Annotated in this window: 19 protein-coding genes and 1 pseudogene; 11 read left to right on the top strand and 9 right to left on the bottom strand. The window is 37.5% G+C overall.

Annotated features, from left to right (window positions below):
* Nucleotides 1–10: 10 nt before the first annotated feature.
* Both DWW96_RS02920 and DWW96_RS02915 read right to left on the bottom strand, forming a co-directional pair.
* Complete coding sequence (locus tag DWW96_RS02920) at nt 11–1,321, bottom strand: hypothetical protein (protein ID WP_117908913.1); 1,311 nt, start codon at nt 1,319–1,321, stop codon at nt 11–13.
* Between the two features lie 476 nt (nt 1,322–1,797).
* The gene (locus DWW96_RS02915; RefSeq protein ID WP_117908912.1) at nt 1,798–1,983 is read right to left on the bottom strand and encodes an ICEBs1 excisionase; all 186 of its coding nucleotides are present in this window, start codon (nt 1,981–1,983) and stop codon (nt 1,798–1,800) included.
* Nucleotides 1,984–2,140: 157 nt separating this feature from the next.
* Between DWW96_RS02915 and DWW96_RS02910 the strand changes: the two genes are divergently transcribed.
* Both DWW96_RS02910 and DWW96_RS02905 read left to right on the top strand, forming a co-directional pair.
* A complete protein-coding gene (locus tag DWW96_RS02910) occupies nt 2,141–2,611 on the top strand; it encodes a helix-turn-helix transcriptional regulator (protein ID WP_199522666.1) in 471 nt (156 codons plus the stop codon).
* A 14-nt stretch (nt 2,612–2,625) separates the two neighbouring features.
* Complete coding sequence (locus DWW96_RS02905) at nt 2,626–3,579, top strand: site-specific integrase (protein WP_117908908.1); 954 nt, start codon at nt 2,626–2,628, stop codon at nt 3,577–3,579.
* On the opposite strand, the gene DWW96_RS14375 is transcribed toward DWW96_RS02905, so the two are convergent.
* From DWW96_RS14375 to DWW96_RS02890, 4 genes are all read right to left on the bottom strand, one after another.
* Nucleotides 3,576–4,067 carry a DUF4368 domain-containing protein gene (locus DWW96_RS14375; protein ID WP_243002998.1) on the bottom strand — a complete coding sequence of 164 codons (492 nt, stop codon included), beginning with the start codon at nt 4,065–4,067 and terminating at the stop codon, nt 3,576–3,578. The genes DWW96_RS02905 and DWW96_RS14375 overlap by 4 nt on opposite strands.
* A gap of 255 nt (nt 4,068–4,322) precedes the next feature.
* Nucleotides 4,323–5,384 (bottom strand): recombinase family protein, encoded by a 1,062-nt coding sequence (locus DWW96_RS14365; protein ID WP_243002997.1) that lies wholly within the window; start codon nt 5,382–5,384, stop codon nt 4,323–4,325.
* 309 nt (nt 5,385–5,693) lie between these two features.
* Nucleotides 5,694–6,569, bottom strand: coding sequence for a hypothetical protein (locus DWW96_RS02895; protein WP_117908905.1), 876 nt, complete (start codon nt 6,567–6,569; stop codon nt 5,694–5,696).
* Nucleotides 6,553–7,197: a hypothetical protein gene (locus DWW96_RS02890; RefSeq protein ID WP_117908903.1), complete on the bottom strand. Its 645-nt coding sequence runs from the start codon at nt 7,195–7,197 to the stop codon at nt 6,553–6,555. The genes DWW96_RS02895 and DWW96_RS02890 overlap by 17 nt, the downstream gene beginning before the upstream one ends.
* Before the next feature lie 261 nt (nt 7,198–7,458).
* Between DWW96_RS02890 and DWW96_RS02885 the strand changes: the two genes are divergently transcribed.
* The 8 genes from DWW96_RS02885 (at nt 7,459) to DWW96_RS02855 (ending at nt 12,452) form a co-directional block, all read left to right on the top strand.
* Nucleotides 7,459–7,731, top strand: coding sequence for a transposon-encoded TnpW family protein (locus DWW96_RS02885; protein WP_117908901.1), 273 nt, complete (start codon nt 7,459–7,461; stop codon nt 7,729–7,731).
* Nucleotides 7,724–8,044: a DUF3847 domain-containing protein gene (locus DWW96_RS02880; RefSeq protein WP_117908899.1), complete on the top strand. Its 321-nt coding sequence runs from the start codon at nt 7,724–7,726 to the stop codon at nt 8,042–8,044. Before DWW96_RS02885 ends, DWW96_RS02880 begins: the two co-directional genes overlap by 8 nt.
* 254 nt (nt 8,045–8,298) lie before the next feature.
* Nucleotides 8,299–9,813, top strand: a complete 1,515-nt coding sequence (gene mobQ, locus DWW96_RS02875; RefSeq protein ID WP_158562633.1) for a MobQ family relaxase — start codon at nt 8,299–8,301, stop codon at nt 9,811–9,813.
* A complete protein-coding gene (locus DWW96_RS02870; protein ID WP_147349806.1) occupies nt 9,773–10,477 on the top strand; it encodes a DUF6040 family protein in 705 nt (234 codons plus the stop codon). Before mobQ ends, DWW96_RS02870 begins: the two co-directional genes overlap by 41 nt.
* Nucleotides 10,478–10,527: 50 nt before the next feature.
* Nucleotides 10,528–11,133 (top strand): recombinase family protein, encoded by a 606-nt coding sequence (locus DWW96_RS02865; RefSeq protein WP_117908893.1) that lies wholly within the window; start codon nt 10,528–10,530, stop codon nt 11,131–11,133.
* A gap of 187 nt (nt 11,134–11,320) precedes the next feature.
* On the top strand, nt 11,321–11,668 hold the full coding sequence (locus DWW96_RS02860; protein WP_117908892.1) for a hypothetical protein: 348 nt from the start codon (nt 11,321–11,323) through the stop codon (nt 11,666–11,668).
* 124 nt (nt 11,669–11,792) lie between these two features.
* Nucleotides 11,793–11,930 (top strand): hypothetical protein, encoded by a 138-nt coding sequence (locus tag DWW96_RS13930; RefSeq protein ID WP_158562632.1) that lies wholly within the window; start codon nt 11,793–11,795, stop codon nt 11,928–11,930.
* Nucleotides 11,931–12,023: 93 nt separating this feature from the next.
* Nucleotides 12,024–12,452: a hypothetical protein gene (locus DWW96_RS02855; protein WP_147339789.1), complete on the top strand. Its 429-nt coding sequence runs from the start codon at nt 12,024–12,026 to the stop codon at nt 12,450–12,452.
* A 58-nt stretch (nt 12,453–12,510) separates the two neighbouring features.
* Here DWW96_RS02855 and DWW96_RS02850 read toward each other — a convergent pair whose 3' ends face one another.
* A complete protein-coding gene (locus DWW96_RS02850) occupies nt 12,511–12,753 on the bottom strand; it encodes a hypothetical protein (protein ID WP_117908888.1) in 243 nt (80 codons plus the stop codon).
* Between the two features lie 120 nt (nt 12,754–12,873).
* Here DWW96_RS02850 and DWW96_RS14605 point away from each other — a divergent pair.
* Nucleotides 12,874–12,996: pseudogene (locus DWW96_RS14605) on the top strand (site-specific integrase); the annotation flags it as partial.
* Between the two features lie 505 nt (nt 12,997–13,501).
* On the opposite strand, the gene DWW96_RS02840 reads toward DWW96_RS14605, so the two are convergent.
* Both DWW96_RS02840 and DWW96_RS02835 read right to left on the bottom strand, forming a co-directional pair.
* Nucleotides 13,502–14,515 carry a virulence RhuM family protein gene (locus tag DWW96_RS02840; protein WP_117908886.1) on the bottom strand — a complete coding sequence of 338 codons (1,014 nt, stop codon included), beginning with the start codon at nt 14,513–14,515 and terminating at the stop codon, nt 13,502–13,504.
* A 164-nt stretch (nt 14,516–14,679) separates the two neighbouring features.
* Nucleotides 14,680–16,302 carry a sigma-70 family RNA polymerase sigma factor gene (locus tag DWW96_RS02835; protein ID WP_158562631.1) on the bottom strand — a complete coding sequence of 541 codons (1,623 nt, stop codon included), beginning with the start codon at nt 16,300–16,302 and terminating at the stop codon, nt 14,680–14,682.
* Nucleotides 16,303–16,323: the final 21 nt, after the last annotated feature.

The raw sequence follows: 16,323 nt of genomic DNA, 5'->3' as shown, positions 1-16,323 counted from the left end.
GGGGCATCCCCTATCGTCCTATCCCGGCAACCTTCCTATGCACCCACTCCTTCACTTCGCCAATCCGCTCTCGAAACACATCCAGCATATTTCTCCCATTGATTACGAACTGCTTCATAAATTCATAGGCTTTTCCCAGCTTATCCTGCAAGACCTGAATCTTACTCCGGAGCTGTTCATTCTCGTAGGACAAATCCACCACCTTATCAAATAAATCCGTATTCTCAGTGTCCGTTGATAACTTATGGTACAAATCTAAGGCGCTCTCCTTTTTACGAGTTGCTTCATCCATTTCCTCCGTCACTCTGTAAAGCTCCCCTTGTGCCTGCTCCACTTCCTTCTTTTTATCCGTCAGAAGCTCATCTGCCTTCAGATACTCCGACTTGGAATACTCCGCTTTTACCTCCCACTCTGCCACATCGTTTTTTCTACTCTCGATTAAAGCATCCTTGCATTCCAGCGTCATATTCTTGGCGGATATCTCTTTATCCAGCTTTTTAATCGTCTTCTCTGACAGGGTTTGAATGTGCTGCAGGGCATTTTCTCGCCTTTCTTTCTCACGTTCCGCTTCCAATGCTTTCTCTGCCGCACGCTCCCTGCGATAATCTGAAAGAAGTAAATCGCCACGCTCATTCTTACCCTTATAAAAGCGAGTCCATCCGATATTCTTTTCCATATCCTCTGCAATCCAATTCTTCTGCTCCTCTATCCACTCAACTGCGCCGTAGGCTGTACGCACCATCTGATGCTTCCTCCCCTCTGGTGTATCTTGCCACACCAGCTCATCTGAGGCATCTCTTGCCTGCTCCATAGTGGTCTTATAACCCATACGCGTAAAGGTCTGTGCCAATGCATTTTGGGTTTTCGGTCCACGACTGCAATTATCAGAATAGGGAACAAATGTCATGTGTAGGTGGGGAGTAGATTCATCTCCATTAAATGCAAAATTGGTAATCACCACACCTGCCTCAAAGGGCGGTTTCCACTCTGGGTCTTCAAGCCTCTCCTTGGATATATAAGTCACATTGGGCACTTCATACATCAGATGCTCTGCAAACCGTAACAGAACATCCTCCGCCCATATGGCTGACAAGTGGTCTGTATCGTACCTGGTATCATCCATATCCCCTATCTGCCAGATGATTTTGTAGGATAAATGTTTCTTTTTATCCTTTTCAATCTTCTCATAATAGGTTGGTGGATCATCCTTAGCACGACTCTTTTTCCGCTCCTTTGCAAGCCACTCCTCATAGGATTTTTGAAAAAGTTTATCGTATATCTGCTCTAGGGTAAAATCTTTTGTTCCGTTTACAAATACCACATTCCTGTCTGCACGCTCCTATACCGCATTCCATGGAATATGATCTCTGTTATTGTGTTCTAAGTTCGGTGCCCGGAACAGTGCCCCCGATATGGTTCTGTATATATCCGGCATCTCATCACGCTCCTTTTATCTGTTCCATGTCTACTTAAATTCCGAAATAAAAATCTTCTTATGCTCATTGTCATAATCTCCTTTTCTTAAATTCTCCAAGTTCATTTCTTAGGGTATCGCTCTCCATTTTCTTTCCCGGTTCCGAAAGTAATGTCCCCCTATTAGTTTGGGAAATCCCAAACTAGGGGGCAAGCGTTTTGCCGCTTGACCACAAATGCATCTGCTCCCACCAGTCGTATTAGGAACTCCTCTTCCTATGGCTGGCAGTCACATCTGCATGCTGACATTCTTATTATGGAAATGAACCAGTACGAATGTCAGCCTTGGGAAATATCTCTACCGCTCTTTAGGGCTTGCTTACGCTAAGCCTCGGAAGTATATCCGTAATATCTCTTCTCGAAATACTTTCTTGGACACTTCCCAGCGATTTTGATATATCCCTGCTCAGCCAGTTCCTCATTAAGCTGTCTGATAATCTGGTAGGCTTTTCCCTTGCTGACGCCCAAAGTATCTACCAATTCATCTGCCGTCACATATTGTATTTTCATCCTCTCACCTCACTCTCTACTATCACATTTTGTCAGCATTTTTTATTTCATCATTATTTATACTACTACTTTTTGTCATTGTCAATAGATTTTCCTATTACAAAATATCACACATTGTGATAGTATTTATTTCAGGAGGTGAAAAGCCGTGAATATTATGACACTTGAAGAACGCAAGGAACTTGGCAACAGACTAAAACAAGCAAGAAAAGAGAAAGGGCTATCACAAGAGGAGCTCGCCAATCTCATCGGCTTGAAAGTTGGAACGGTTTCCAAATACGAACAGGGTGACCGCACTCCGGGAATCGGAAAGCTTCAACTAATTGCAAATGCTCTGGAATGTGACATATCCAGATTTGTAGCATCCGGCGATGAATATGTACGGATGACACAGACCACGGATTATGGCAACAATCTAGATGCATACCTAAACTGGTTGAAATTTTCTCACTTCGGATGCAATCCCTGTCAGATTGAAAACGATGACGGAAGTAAATCTTCTTCCTACCTTATCAGCTTTGATAAGGAAACATTTCCAATCAGTGAGGAAGAACTGGGAAGGGTTATGGAATATCAGAAGGAACAGTTCAAACAACTCATCCGACTCTTTGGCGAGAACCTTCGATAGTAAAGGTAAACAATATGCCGGTCTATAAAGATGAAGAACGAGGAACCTGGTATGTCAGATGTTATTATGAAGATTTTACCGGAAAGAAAAAACAGATAAAGAAACGAGGCTTTAAGCTTCAGCGAGAAGCAAAGGAATGGGAAACAGATTTTTTAAGAAAGCAGAAAGGCAGCACGGATATGACCTTCCGCTCTATGTATGAGATTTATATAGAGGATATGGGACACCGATGCCGCCAGAGCACCATCGACGGAAAGGAGCATGTATTTGAGAAGCTTATTCTTCCTTATTTCGAGAATAAGCCCATTAATAAAATTACTCCTAAGGACATCCGCGCCTGGCAGAACGAAATGATTGCAAAAGATTATTCCAACTCCTACCTAGACAGGATGCAGAATATGATTACAGCACTTTTCAATTATGCAGTGGACTACTTCAACCTATCTGAAAATCCCTGCCACAAGGCTGGCAGAATGGGTAAGCGTGAGGTTGTGGTAAACTTCTGGACAAAGGACGAATTTGACCGAATACTCACAGCCATGGAAGATGATCCTACCGCACATGTTTCGTTTTCACTACTGTACTACTCCGGTATCCGTTTTGGAGAATTCCTCGCTTTAGCACCAAAGGACTTTGATTTTGAGAAGAATACTCTTGATATCACCAAAAGTCTCCAGCGTGTGAAGAAGCAGGATGTGGTTACACCACCCAAAACACCCAAGAGTATCCGTAACATCATCATACCGGACTTTGTGATGAAGGAAGTAAAAGATTATATGTTAAAGTTTTATAATTTGAAAGTTACGGACAGGGTCTTCCCCTTCACCAAATCTTATATCAATAATGCGATGGCAAGGGCTTGCAAGAAAAGCGGAGTGAAAAAGATTCGTATCCACGATATCCGCCATTCCCATGCTTGCCGTTCTAAAGGACGCTTTGAGGTTAGTGTCCTTTTTTCTTTTATTTAAGCCTCTGAATTGGCTTTTTCTCTGGCTTCTTTTTCAGCCTGTTTCTTTAGTTTCTGACGTTGACGGTAGTTGCGGCTCTGGGCACGCTTTTTGCGAAGACGTTCCTGCTCTTTACGTTCCTCCGGCGTAAGTTCCGGCATTGGAACATCCAGCTTTCCGATATATTTTAGATAAACATCTACCTGCTGTATTCGTTCCCCTGTTGACTTGTCTGCTTCGTGGACAATTATCTTATCTACAAATTCATAAATCATTGGAGCAGTAAGTTCCGTAAAATCTGTATACTTATGCACAAGTTCCATAAAGTTTTCTGTTCGCATACTGTCAGTCTGATATTTTTCCAGTTCCTCATTTAAGGCAAGAATGGCATTATCAACTTCGTCCTGTTCTTTTTCATAGTCGGATAACATCATCTGAAATCTCTTATCAGATAACTTCCCATTAACATTATCCTCATAGATTTTTTTGATAAGATTATTCAGTTCCATACTTCGTTTTTCCTTTTTGGTAATATTTGATTTAATACCTTTCAGGGAAGAAACTCTCCTTAGATTAAAAGAATCTTCAACTTTCTTTGCAAATTCTTCCTTGTTCTCTTTTGCATATTTGCAGGTGTACTTAATTGTATCAAGAATAAGTTCGTTAAGTACGGCTGTTCTTATATAGTGTCCTGAACACTTCGTAGCAAATTTGCCAGAGGATAGTCCATAGGTTGAGCATCTGTAATAATCCTGTGCATTAGTCTATTTACCTGTGGGATTACCGTCTTTATCTTTTTTCTCATATCCCCATGTCTGATGATGGTACAGTGGTCTGCCACAGTCTGAACAGATGACAAGTCCGGTAAGCGGACTGAAATCACCTTTTACGGTAGGACGGTGTTTTGTTTCTCTGATTTTTTGAACCATATTCCATGTATTTTCATCAACTATGGCCTCCTGAGTGTTTTCAAATATAACCCAGTCCTTTTTATCGGCACGTTTGAAATTCTTGTCCTTGTAGGAGTCTTTGTAGTTTCTGAAATTGACAGTATGCCCCATATATTCAGGTTTTCTAAGCAAATCAGATATTGTGGATGCTGTCCATGTGTATGGCTCGTTCATATCACAACTGCCACGACATGTTCCAAGTCCACGCATTGCAAGATAATAAGAAGGTCTTTCCACCTTGTCATTATAGAGAATCCTTGCTATCTGCATCGGTCCTTTTCCCTCAAGAACAAGATTGAAATTTCGTCTGACTACATTTGCTGCTTCCTCATCAATAATCCAGTGATTGGAATCTTCCGGATCCTTTTTATATCCGTATATTGCAGTGCTTGTAAGATGTTTCCCATCCATACCTTTTGCATGCATTACCGCTTTGATTTTCCTGCTTGTGTCCCTTACATACCATTCATTCATAATGTTAAGAAAAGGGGCAAACTCATTACTGTCGCTCCGGGTATTATCAACGCCGTTTGATATGGCAATAAACCTTACTCCCTTTTCACGAAAGAATACGTCAGTGTAAAATCCTACCTGTAAATAGTTTCTTCCGATTCTGCTCATGTCTTTTACAATGACTGTACCTACAAGACCGTTTTCAATATCATCAAGCAGTCTTTTCCAGTCCGGTCTTTCAAAGTTTGTACCTGACCATCCGTCATCCGAATAGTGTCTTAAATTTGTAAATCCCTGCTCAAGAGCATATTTCTCAAGCATCTTTTTCTGGTTTACAATGCTGTTGCTTTCTCCGTTTAATTCATCATCACGTGAAAGCCGCTCATAAAGGGCTGTTATTTTTGTGTTGTCCGATTGTTTCATTTAAAATCTCCTTTCACACAACCGGCTCAACCATATATATTTATTTTATAAGAACTGCTCCGAAAAGTCAGATACTAAAATCAAACCTTTGGAAAGTGCGTTAGGAAAAAATCCATAATGCAAAGTCCGTTTGGAACAGTTACATTTTTATATTAATATGGTCTGCCCAGCTGTGGCTATATTTTTTATGAAGAAATTTTTATCTCTTCATAAATAGGAGAAATCTCCATACAAAACCGGAACCATGAAATATACAATCTTCAAAATCTTTTTCTGATATTGACTGGCAGTTTTTGTTTTAATCCATACCTACCTGTTTTTGAATTCGTCCCTGCATTCTTTGGAACAGTAGCCGGCATTTTTATGTCTGCTGATAAATGCTTTTCCGCAATTCCTGCAAACCCTGATTGCCGAATCCGTATCCGTTATCATAAGGCTTAACATCATCTGTATCTGCAACAGCAGGGAATTGAATTCCCATATAATTACGGGCGTGTCACGAAGTTCTATGTGGTAGGTCGGGGCAACGCTGCCAAATGCTGCCATGCCCTTTCTATATAAGTCTTTCTGTTCCTCATCCAAAACATCAAAGTCCTGATAATACAAAAATGACGAGAAAAATGTAAATGCAAGGTCAGAGAAAGCATTTATCAGCCAGTCAAATCTTTCTGCATACTCTTTCTGAAAACTCATAAGAACCGCCTGTGGTGCATTCTTTAATGTCAGTATCAGTGCACCCACTGAAGCATCCGTTACGCTCCAGCTTGATTCCAGTTTTTTCTTAACAAAGTCGATTTCCTCAAACGGGAAAAAACAGGAAAGAAACTCTTTCGTGGATAAACGTTCTTTCTTAATGTAATGGTTCTTTGGAAGATATACATCATTATAGGTAATAAAATCAGGAGTGGTTGGAAGTGCAGTCATAAATCCAATCAGACCGTAGTGCTGCACAAAATCAAGAATCTTATTTTTCAATTCTTCCTTATCGGTATCTTTATTCATGCAGGCAATTCCGACATTTAATGCCTCAAGAATCATATCCTTGTAATTTACCATCGGATTATACATTTTAAGTTCTGAACCGTCTGCCGGTGTCAGAAACAGAACATTATCCTTATCCGTTCTCCATTCGTATTTATTATATTTTACCCAGTAGGAACTTGCGTTTTTAAATATATTGTTCATAACCTGCCTCCAATCGTAACTTATTAAGTAGTGTAGTTTTTACTTTTCTGATATTCCTGTCCGTGCATTGCTTTATGGCTGCAATCTGCCGGGGCGAAAGATTTTTCACAATCAGGTAATAGAGAAGTTCCTTATGCTCCGGTTTCAGATTGTAAATCGTATCTGACAGTTTTTCATCTTCAACCAGCTCATGCATTTCAAAGGGACAGTTGAAAATGGTGTCAATGAAGTCTCCTTTTAATATCTGTTTCCATAAAACTTTGTTATGTGGAAGTGGAAATATTACGCCGTCTTTAGCAGCACCATATTCAAGGGGAACAACGGAGCGACCAATTTCGTGGTAGCGTTCCTTACGCTCTCTGTTGGAATCATTTCTGTCCCATATATTTATAACTTCCTTAAAATCTTCTTCCGTTCTTGCCGAATCCTCCAGTCTTAAAAGTGCCATACGCCTGATGTCCCTTTTTAAAAATTTCCGGGGCGAAGATTCGTCTGCCGGTTCTTCATTATTATAAAAATCATTAGGGAAATAAGAATTATTATTAAGTCTCTTTTCTTCTTCAATGGCAGATAAAATTTCAAAGTTCATATCTTCCGGACTGTCATTAAATACGTTCTCCTGTTTCATAAGTCTCACCCCCTTTGTAAAAAAATGAATAAATTTTTCCGGATGGTTCCGAATCCGTATCCGCATTTCTCCTATTAGTGAAAGGGAAACTTTTACTTCCCAAAAAACAAAAAGGAGAAAAACAAAATGGTTACAAAGTCAAATTTTAAAAAACAGAAATATAGTTTCTGCTGTCGTGAACCACCGGATGTGAATTTTATTATAACAAACGTACGTTCGAATAACAAGAAGAAAATTTAATTAAGAAAGAGAGGAATCAGAATGGAAGAAATAATAAGAAACAATATTGATTTTACAGATGTTAAGCAGCAAACCTTACAGATGATGAAATTAATTTTTGCCTACAACACTATGGCAAAAGAACTTTTTACAAAAGGAACAAAAGATACTTTTACAAAACGTATCGGCAATACCACTTACAGGGTAAAGGTATTCTTTGATGAAACAGCTATGGAATCAGTGGCTGACAAGTTAATGCATTTAGTAAATACAGAGATTGCGGCAAAGACTTGGGAAAGGAGCATTTATGAGTAAATCAAAAAGAAGTTATGAAGAAAGAATTGAAGAGCTGAGAATTAAGGAACAGGCTGCTCTTGAAACTGCAAAGAAGTATGAGGAGAGAAAGAAACAGCTTGAACGCAGAAAAAAAGATGAGGAGGCGAGGGCAAGAACCCACAGACTGATTGAAGTCGGTGCAGCGGTTGAATCAGTTCTGGGATGTCCTGTGACTAAAGAAGATTTGCCAAAACTTATCGCATTTCTTAAAAGGCAGGAAGCTAATGGAAAGTATTTTTCAAGGGCAATGGGTAAACATGATGATACCGGAAATGAAAACGGAAATTTATAAAAAGCATATTTCCCCTGTTCCCTATCCGATAAAGTCGTATAGGGCGCACTTACGGACAGTCAGGGACTGTCCTTTTCCTGCTCTGCAGGGTGCGCTCTTTGAGGACCACTGTGCGTGGAGCACCATTTCATGGAGAGTCCTGTGCGGACGGCAGTCTTGTGCAGACAGCACCATTCCATGGAGGCTCTTACGCAGAGAACGGTCCTGCGGACAGCATACAGTAACATTCAGGCTTGCTGCCTTGACTGTTACTGTTGATAAATTACAGAAATGTAGGTGTTATCGTGGCAATTTATCATTTTACTACAAGCATTATTAAGGCATCAAAGGGAAAGTGTGCCATAGCTTCTGCTGCCTACATTTCTGCAGGAAAACTGTATGATGAGCGGCTTGGAATGACATTTTCCTATACACGAAAAGAGGAAGTTGTCTATACAGAGATAATGCTTCCTGAAAATGCACCAAAGGAATTTAAGGACAGGGAAACGTTGTGGAATGCGGTGGAAAAGGTTCAGAATAAATCCAATTCAAGATATGCCAGAATGTTTGAAATGGCTCTGCCGAATGAACTTACTACCGAAGAACAGATTGAACTTGCAAGAACTTTTATTCAGAAAAATTTTGTTGACAAGGGAATGATTGCGGACTTTGCACTTCACAAAAAAGAGAGAAACAATCATATCCATGTGATGACTACGGTTCGTGGTTTTACCAAATCGGGAAAGTGGGCGGCGATGGAGAAAAAAGATTATGCAAGAGATGAAAATGGAAACCGCATTCCTATCATTGATCCTGCTACCGGGTTGCAGAAAAGGGGAAAGAAAAATGACCTTCAATGGAAAAGGGTTACGGTAAAACGTAACGAATGGAACTCAAGAACACAGTTAATCGAGTGGCGGAAAAACTGGGCGGAGGAATGCAACAGATATCTGCCGGAGGAGAAACATATCGACCACAGAAGTTATAAGGAACAGGGCATTGAGAAAATCCCGACCATTCATGAAGGATATGCCGCAAGGCAGATGAAAGAAAAAGGTAAGATGTCTGAGAGAATACGGATAAATGAAGAAATCAGACATCAAAACAATGTAACCCAAAAGATTCATCTTCTGCTCTCTGGCATATTTGAAAAGTTTAGAAATTTAAAACAGAGATTTGAAAAGGAGCGTGATGAAAATGGAAAAACTTACGACAGAAAAGCTGGAACTGATGGAGCAGTTTATGCAACTGGTGACAGAACAGCAGGAACTTCTGACGGAGCTGGAGAGGGAATACCAAAAGGCTTCGGAGTTTACGAAACTTCTGGAAACGGAGATTATGACATTAAAGAAACAGAACAGCGAATTGCTGAACTTAAACGAAAAGTTGAATCAACAGAACTTGCAGTTAATCGAATTAAATCAGAAATAACAGAAAGGATAAGGGAATTAAATGAACGAATTAGTAAATATCGAAGAAATGCTTCAGACACTGGAGAGTCAGGATGCGGCGATTACAAATCTGAAATCGGAGCTGTCAGAGCGGATGAAAGAGTTGGAATCTTACAAAGAACAGATAGAAAGTCAGAAACTGGAAAAGTCAGAACTTTTACGACAGATACAGACGATTTCCTCAGAGAAATCGAAACTGAAATCCAAAGTACGGGAACTGGCGGACAGAATCATAAAGATGAACCAAGCCACTTCAATACTGAAAGAAAACGAGAATCTAATAAAACAGAACAGCGAATTGAAATCAGAGATGATGGCTATGGTAAAAGAAACCGATGAGAAAAGAAAACAGTTAGATGATGAATATAAACTGCTGAATAATGAAAAAAGATGTCTGCTTATGCAGAGAGAAAATCTTGAAGAACTGATTGAAGGAAGAGCTGAAATGAAAGTTTCAAATAAGGCTGCGCAGTTTAAAAGGATTTATGAAAAACGTTGGACCATAAAACAGCATTATCTAAAAGGACTGCTGGCATATGGCATATCAGTTACAGTCCTTGAAGCGGTAAGGTCAAAGATATTTGTGCAGGATGTGGGTGCTTTTTTCAGAATGATTGTTAATGTTTTTTTATTTCTGATAAGGAAGGATTTTCAACTTGCAGTAGCTGTCGCAAATGTGTCAGAGAACATTTCAGGTCACATGGCAGAAAGGATTATGTATTGGATTATTGTATGTCTGATATGTGGAATAAGCATTGTTAGTGTCGGACTGATTCTCAAATTTATAAGTGTTAAAGTCATGGACTACTACAGTAATAATCCACCGGATTATATCACTGTAACCACAATGATGATAAGCATGGCAGTAATGGTATTTTTAGGGAAGCCAATCAAAAGGGTTGTGCCAGTCAATCTGCTGCTTCTCTTATTTGTCATTCATGCACTGATAGGGATTATAAAAAACTATGTGAAAGGATGGAAAAGGGCCAGAGGACTTCTTTAGTTCTCCGGCTTTAATAAAAGATGATTAAAGTATAAAGGAGACAAAGGAAAATGAAAAAATACGGATATGTCAGGGTGTCGACAAGGGAACAGAACCTTGAACGGCAGATACTGGCAATGAAAGAGGAAGGAATAGAGGATAAAAACATTTATGCAGACCAGATGTCAGGAAAAGATTTTGACAGACCGAAATATAACAGGCTGATGAAAAAACTAAAACCGGGAGATTTGCTTGTGATAAAAAGTATTGACCGGCTGGGAAGAAATTACACGGAGATATTGGAACAGTGGCGTGTCATTACAAAGAACAAAAAGGCAAACATCAAAGTGATTGATATGCCGCTTCTTAATACGGAAACCGGACATGGAGATTTAACGGGGGTATTTATTTCAGATTTGGTATTGCAGATTTTGGCTTATGTGGCAGAAACGGAACGTGCCTTTATTAAACAGCGACAGGCGGAAGGCATTGCCATTGCAAAGAAAAACGGTGTGAAGTTTGGAAGAGAAAAGCTGGATTTACCAAGGAATTTTGAAGAATACCACAGACTTTGGAAAGATAAAAAAATATCTGTCAGGGAGGCAGCAAAAGCAGTCGGCATGAGCACTTCTACTTTTTACAGAAGATGCAGGGAAAAGGAAGAAAATAGTGGATAATCCTGCCAGTTTTTGTGTTTCATAAAGTAGACTTTTTGAAACAGCCTAAAATGGGCTGTTTTTTGATAAAATCTGACCTATTTTTCTAATAAATTGATTATAGCAGATGAATTTCAAAAAGTCTGATTTGTGAAACAGAAGGTTGTTATAAAACTTATAAATTCTAGAACGGGAGGTGAGGAATGTAATGGGATATTATTTTGTTATACAAAAGGAAAACAGAAAATTCTTTTTTAAGTTAATTCCTGGTAATAACGGTTCTCAAGAAATAGGTGCATCTATTGGTTATGATAATTATTGTGATTGCAAAAAAGCACTTGAATATTTTAAAGAGTATGTAGCAAGCAGAAAAATAAATCAAAATAACTTATGCAATACTAAGATTGAGAATATAGATGGTAAGTATATATTTAAGTATTTTGATCAAGAGGAAAATCTATTATTTCAAAGGAGAAAACTATATGGCAAAAAAATATATTGTAAAGATGCTATTGATAGAATTTATGAAAATATAAATGCTGAAATAAGAACCTAATTGTGAATTAATAAAGGAGTTTTAACAAGTGATTAACTTGCATTATTAATAGTAAAATATAGGAGTTTTTTATGAATATGAACAGTAGAAAATTTAACCAAATTGATGAAAGGATATAAGAAATATGAAAAAAGTGAAGAAAAATAAAGTTATTACATCTTTATGTATAATAGTGATTTTAGCAACCATGATGAGTGGGTGCGGAAAGAGTGAAAAAAAGGCTGAAAGTGTCGATACAAGCACGATTATGAACTTATTGTAAGAAACGAGTAAAAGTTGTGATGAAGTGACTGATCTTGTGTTAACATCATGGGATGTAGTAGGGCCCGAACGTATATTACCATGCTTGGACGTGATGAAAGAGATTACATCAAAAGATATTCTTGATGATGTTATTTATCATAACTATCTAACGGGTAGAGGTGTTTATGATACTGATATACATAAGGTTGCTTATAAAATGGGGTTCGCAACTATTATAGGAAATTCTCCTAAGATATTTTTTGATGAAGATAAAGAAGGATTCTGCAATGTATGTAAAAATTATAGTAATAATTGCAACAAAATATCAGAGAATTTGAAAGAATTGGAGTCGGAAATTCAAGCTATAAAGAGTGCGGATGAAGAAACATTTAGCCATATTAAAGACTATTATTTAAAAATTCAATCATATGCAGGTATAGCATTAGAACCATCAGGAAATTTGGCAGATTATTCAGATAAAGTTAATGAGTTTAAACAAAATATAAAAGATTTGAAACAAAAAGCAGAATTAGAATTATAAGAGTCAAAAAGGGGCTGTCAATCACGTGATATGCCTCTTTTTTGACTCTTACAAAGGATTAGTTAAATACATTCATAGCCTCCACATATCCCTGTAGCCCGTCAGGCTGTAAAGCAAAGTAAATATAATTAAAAGGTTCTTCTCTAGCTAATCTATGTAAATAAGCAATATCTAACAAATCTTCAAAACAAATATTATTATTTAATCTGGTACAGTTTAGTACAAATTTTAGATTTTTTTCAATGTAAACTTCTATTGAGTCAGTTATGTCATTATAGATGGCAAAGTAAATCTTATTCATATTAAAAATCCTTTCTTTAATTATAATAAAAATCCATAAAATTAATAAATACAAATCAAATAAATTATATATGTAGTTAAGCCGGTTATTTCGTTATTTTCCTCGAAGTGTCCTTTAGAACGTTAAACCCACGCCAGCTATCTTATCAACTTAGGATGCACACCACTACTCATATCGGAACGGTTAGGACACGAAAAGGTGCAGACCACCTTAAGCACCTATTCCCACCTGTATCCGAACAAGCACCAGAAAGTGGTGGATATGATGCAGAACCAGCATAAAAAGGATATGGTAGCATCCGATGTAACTGCCCCGGCAGAAACATCGGAAGAACCCAAACCACAAGGCACAAAGTTCAAAGTCGTAAGTCCAAAGGATAAAATAAGCCCACAACAAATCCACAAAAATGACTTAAGCCCATGCGCGGGTTTCGCCGGACGCATATAAAAAGGCTCAACCCCTTGTAAACAAAGGGCTGAGCCAATAAAGTCAATTAATACTCAAACAGTATTTAATTACTCAATGATAGTATCAACCTTACCTGAACCTACTGTTCTACCACCTTCACGGAGCTTATTGACTTTTTTTCTTAATTTTCGACTTATCAAATCGCCTGTTTATAGGCTTTTTCTATATCTTATATCGTCACTATTTTTAGTTTTCGAAAAATTTGACGACACTTTGACGACACCTTTAGTATATAACAAAACTACGCTAACCGCCACAATTAAAATGACATAGTTTCTTTTCAATCATCATTCTTTTGAATCATCTTCTTCACTTCCCTGTCAAAATCCGATTCAATAACTTGAGTTCTATTAAAAATCTGGTATTCCTGTTCAGCCTTATCATTTGCCATCTTTCTCGAAATCTTTCCCCTATCAGGTAAAATCTCATACCTTCTAAATGCCAAAAATTCATTTATGCTTGCCGCGAATTCTTCCATCGTAAATGTATTTTCACGTTCAATCAAATCTTCTATGTAGTCAAAATAACCTGTCACCGCACGCTCCAAACTACGAATTTGCTTTTCATCCAAATAGTTTTTTGCAATAGTTACATCTGATTTCAATACCCGACCATCAGGAGCATTCTTCCATGTAGTAAGCCCCATACGATCCTTTGTATGGTCTGCACTATAATAAACAATTTCTGCTGCTGTCTGTCCCGAAATTGCATAATGGAATTTATTCTGCACCATTGCATAAAACTGATGTGTAATCTCCGCATTTTTATCATAATCAATGCTACACTCAGCAAAAACATCCGTAATCTGTTGCCAGATTCTTCTTTCGCTCGCACGAATAGAACGAACTCTTTCGAGTAATTCTTTAAAATAATCTTTACCAAATGCAGTCTTTCCCTGTTTTAATCGTTCATCATCCAGCACAAATCCTTTTGTCATATACTCCTTTAAAACGTTTGTTGCCCAAATACGAAAATGAGTAGCTCGAATAGAATTCACTCTGTAGCCTACGGAAATGATTGCATCTAAATTATAAAAATTAGTAGAATTAGATTGGGTTTTTCCCTCTATTGCTCCATGTTGAGTGGTTGTTGCAATTTTTGCAACAACCACTTCTTCATCCAATTCACCTGTTTCAAAAATATTCGCAAGATGACGACTAATGCCTGATTTATCTATTCCAAATAATTCCGCCATTGCTTTCTGTGTCAACCAAATTGAATCATCTTTAATTAAAGCATTAATGGAAATATCTTCCTTTTCTGTTTTATAAAGTAAAAATGGAAATTCTTTCATTTGTCAAACTCCTCTAATACAATAAATGGCGGGGAGCCTCCCCGCCGATTAGGTTGGACCTGGGTCTTTCGACCAGCCCACATGTGCAACACTTGTTACACTTACATTGTATGATTATATTAACATGATTGTTTACCAAATTCAAGATTATAGTTGATCGTTGCTCATTCTCTAATCATAACTACCGAGAAAACAGCCTTTTTCTGTTTAGCAGTCAATGGCTTTAAGATACCTTCTTCTAACAATATTTCTATAACAAACGGAATCATTTCTGCCCACGTGAATGAATTGCTATTGTTGTATTTTACCAATCCTTCAAGATGCTTTGGGTATTTCATTTTATTTGCTGCATATAATCTTTCATCAACCTTTTTACTCTCTTTAATTACTTTGTCGGGAATAGCAAAATGCTCACTTACAAAAGAATCTAATGCTTCACCCAAATTAGCTTTATTGGTTTTTATAACAGTAACCTGACTTTCATCGTCTGCCACATAGCCTTTTTTTAACAAGTTCGAAAAACTTTCAAGACTTATTTTATCTTTGTTACAATCATTAGATAAGAATGAATACAAATCCTGCCAGTCCTCATACCTGTTACTCCGCCAACTAATTTCTCTGTCACTATACATACAATTATACTGTTTGCTCTGTAGAACACATTTAGCATCTTTCCAAACCTGATCTAACATGTATCCACATCCTGCGTATTTGTAATCATTAATTTTCTTTGTACAGTCATCTGTAACAGTTGCATATGCAATAAAATAACCTCCATCTGGTCTTTTCACTGCAAAATCTTCCCAATTCTGCCAATCACTTCCTATACTGCTAGGAGTCATCATTACAAGATTATATTTCAAATAATTCTTATCATTATCCGGACAAATCATTCCCCAATTGTCTTCTGCTTTATCAAACTTTTCAAATAAATCTTTATATAGATTATCAACCAAAAATTTAGCAGCATTTTTTTTAATTTCAATATTATCAGAAAAATCTTCCCTATCATCTGTAATAAACATATTTGTCAGATACTTTGAATTCTTTGAATTGTCTACCTGGTCAATATATCCCCACTCAACAAGTTTTTTCAACTCACCTTCAATATAAGCTACCGGAACTTCTAAGTCCTTTGCTATATCTGTCATTGTTTTTGATTCATAATAGCAACTCCATGCAATGTTTTGTTTCAATCTTGAGTCAAACATATCCATTGTATCCCCAGTTTTTCCGGGAGTGCCACTGTGCCCCATATCATTAAAATATATTGGATTCACACTTAAATTATTACTCTTTACCATTTTGATTTCCTCCTTCAATCCATTTCGGATATCAGACAAATGCCATTTAACAGTCCCAACAGAAATCCCCAACTGATTTGCAATATCAGTAACAGACATATCTTTATAATACTTCATATATGTAATTGCCCTCTGCCGATTAGATAGCCTACTGATTTGTTTTCTCAAGTTATTGTATACTTCCTCATCTTCTAAACTTTCATATCCGCTTTCATTCATTGGACATACCACCTGAAGAATGTCTATATGCTTATTTCTAACTTCATTATCAACATATTTTGCATAAACGTTGCTTGCTATTCTATATACATATCCATCGATATTTACTATATTCTCCGATTTGAGAAATGATTTATAAAGCTCAAATATAATATTTGAAGCCAATTCTTCTGCATCTGATATATTTCTAACTTTGGACATTGCAAATCCCAAAACCTTCGGCTGATATTTAATTATTAATCTGTCTGCATCCGCCTTATTCACTATTAACCTCCTATGATAAAC

This window comes from Eubacterium sp. AF17-7 (genome assembly GCF_003461285.1).
Lineage (GTDB): Bacteria > Bacillota > Clostridia > Lachnospirales > Lachnospiraceae > Eubacterium_U > Eubacterium_U album.
The sequence above is the reverse complement of the archived record's forward strand: the minus strand, read 5'-3'. Positions and strand labels throughout refer to the sequence as shown.

Bases quoted from the DNA above. Each gene is read 5' to 3' on its own strand.
- DWW96_RS02915 (WP_117908912.1), bottom strand. From the start codon at position 1,983: ATGAAAATACAATATGTGACGGCAGATGAATTGGTAGATACTTTGGGC.
- DWW96_RS02910 (WP_199522666.1), top strand. From the start codon at position 2,141: ATGACACTTGAAGAACGCAAGGAACTTGGCAACAGACTAAAACAAGCA.
- DWW96_RS02905 (WP_117908908.1), top strand. From the start codon at position 2,626: ATGCCGGTCTATAAAGATGAAGAACGAGGAACCTGGTATGTCAGATGT.
- DWW96_RS14375 (WP_243002998.1), bottom strand. From the start codon at position 4,067: ATGGAACTGAATAATCTTATCAAAAAAATCTATGAGGATAATGTTAAT.
- DWW96_RS14365 (WP_243002997.1), bottom strand. From the start codon at position 5,384: ATGAAACAATCGGACAACACAAAAATAACAGCCCTTTATGAGCGGCTT.
- DWW96_RS02895 (WP_117908905.1), bottom strand. From the start codon at position 6,569: ATGAACAATATATTTAAAAACGCAAGTTCCTACTGGGTAAAATATAAT.
- DWW96_RS02890 (WP_117908903.1), bottom strand. From the start codon at position 7,197: ATGAAACAGGAGAACGTATTTAATGACAGTCCGGAAGATATGAACTTT.
- DWW96_RS02885 (WP_117908901.1), top strand. From the start codon at position 7,459: ATGGAAGAAATAATAAGAAACAATATTGATTTTACAGATGTTAAGCAG.
- DWW96_RS02880 (WP_117908899.1), top strand. From the start codon at position 7,724: ATGAGTAAATCAAAAAGAAGTTATGAAGAAAGAATTGAAGAGCTGAGA.
- DWW96_RS02865 (WP_117908893.1), top strand. From the start codon at position 10,528: ATGAAAAAATACGGATATGTCAGGGTGTCGACAAGGGAACAGAACCTT.
- DWW96_RS02860 (WP_117908892.1), top strand. From the start codon at position 11,321: ATGGGATATTATTTTGTTATACAAAAGGAAAACAGAAAATTCTTTTTT.
- DWW96_RS13930 (WP_158562632.1), top strand. From the start codon at position 11,793: ATGAAAAAAGTGAAGAAAAATAAAGTTATTACATCTTTATGTATAATA.
- DWW96_RS02855 (WP_147339789.1), top strand. From the start codon at position 12,024: ATGAAAGAGATTACATCAAAAGATATTCTTGATGATGTTATTTATCAT.
- DWW96_RS02850 (WP_117908888.1), bottom strand. From the start codon at position 12,753: ATGAATAAGATTTACTTTGCCATCTATAATGACATAACTGACTCAATA.
- DWW96_RS02840 (WP_117908886.1), bottom strand. From the start codon at position 14,515: ATGAAAGAATTTCCATTTTTACTTTATAAAACAGAAAAGGAAGATATT.